Source organism: Janibacter sp. LM (assembly GCF_039631275.1).
Classification (GTDB): domain Bacteria; phylum Actinomycetota; class Actinomycetes; order Actinomycetales; family Dermatophilaceae; genus Janibacter; species Janibacter terrae.
This window is the reverse complement of sequence record NZ_JBDIVG010000075.1, coordinates 1-1,423: the sequence shown is the minus strand read 5'-3', so window position 1 is coordinate 1,423 and position 1,423 is coordinate 1. Positions and strand designations below refer to the sequence as shown.

Annotated in this window: 1 protein-coding gene; it reads right to left on the bottom strand. The window is 69.9% G+C overall.

The window, feature by feature from the left end:
• Positions 1–20: 20 nt before the first annotated feature.
• Positions 21–1,310 (bottom strand): ISL3 family transposase, encoded by a 1,290-nt coding sequence (locus ABC138_RS17480; RefSeq protein ID WP_032492314.1) that lies wholly within the window; start codon positions 1,308–1,310, stop codon positions 21–23.
• Positions 1,311–1,423 lie beyond the last annotated feature (113 nt).

Sequence of the window (1,423 nt, the reverse complement as noted above, 5' to 3'; positions counted from 1 at the left end):
CGGCCGGGTGTGATCGGTGTTCACGCCGCTGTTCGGGAGGCGCTGCTCAGCAGGATACGGGTGCGGTAGTTGTGCGGGTTGCGGAAGCCTCGTCCGGTGCGCTTGATTTGCTTGATGCCGGTGTTCGCGGCCTCGACCTTCGCGGTGGTCGCGCCGGTGACGACGAGGACCTCGATGGCGTCCCACCATGCCACGACGGTCTCGTACAGCGCGGTGGTCTCGGGCATGTCCGCGACCACCGCGTAGTAGCCCAGGCGCATCCGCTCGTTCCAGGCGTCGGCGAGCGTGTCGACGGCCAGCAGGCGGCGTAGTTGTTCCTTGATCGCCCACGCTGCGGACAGCTCGTCGGTCGGGTCGTCGATGGCGAAGACCCGATCCAACCGGGCCCAGGCCCGCTGCGAGAGGGTGTCCGCGCCGCGCAGCAGCAGCAAGCGGTGCGCCCACGCCGGGTCGTTCTTGCGGCCGCGCCGGCCGTGCTGAGCGCGGGTCAGGCGCTGCCGCACCCGAGTGACCATGTCGTTGCCGAGCTTGACCAGGTGGAACTTGTCCACCGAGACCGCCGCTCGGGGCAGGTGCTCGCGCAGCGCCTTGCGGAACGCCGCCGAGGGGTCGATCGCGACGACTTGCACCTGCTCGCGCCACGCGGGTGAGCGCTCGGCCAGCCAGGCGCCCACGGCGGTGGAGTCGCGCCCGTCGACGATGCCGAGGACCTGCCCAGTGGCCAGGTCGACCAGCGTGGTCATCCACGGCTCGTACCGGCGCCCGGCGCCAGCTTCGTCGCGGAAGAAGCGCACTGAGCGGTAGCGGTGCTCATCGATGCCCAACCGGGTGACCGCGATGTCGTCGACGTCGGGCAGCACAGCCGCTGCCGCGCTGGTCAGGGCGGTCTGGACCAGCCACCACGAGATCCGGTGGGCGCGCGCGACCTCCGCGGCAGCACGGCCGGAGTCGATGACCGCCGCCACGATCTGCTCCTTCAACCGCCTCGTCGAGCGCGCGAACCGCGGAACCTGTGTGGTGGCCTCGGCGAACGTGCCTCTGCTGCAGCGTGATTCGGAGCAGAACCAGCGTCGTTTGGCCCACAGCACCTCCACGGCGCCGGCGACCGGGACGTCCCGGACCCGTTGCAGACGACGGGAGTGGGCCTTCGTCGCGATCACGCCGCACTCCGGACAGCCGGGTGGATCGGTCGAGGCGACCGTCACCCGCCGGCCGCCTTCGGGCAGGTCGACGGCGTCGATGACGCGGTAGTCAGGCAGATTGAAGATCGTGCTCGCAGCATCACGCCGCGAGACCGTAGGCTCGTTCACAGGCTCGTGGTCCTCTGTTCTGGGATGTCTCGACAACACCCATCACAGCAGGGCCACGAGCTCCTACGCCGCTACGACGCGGACCTCTCCTTCACCACGAACCACGGAGAGCC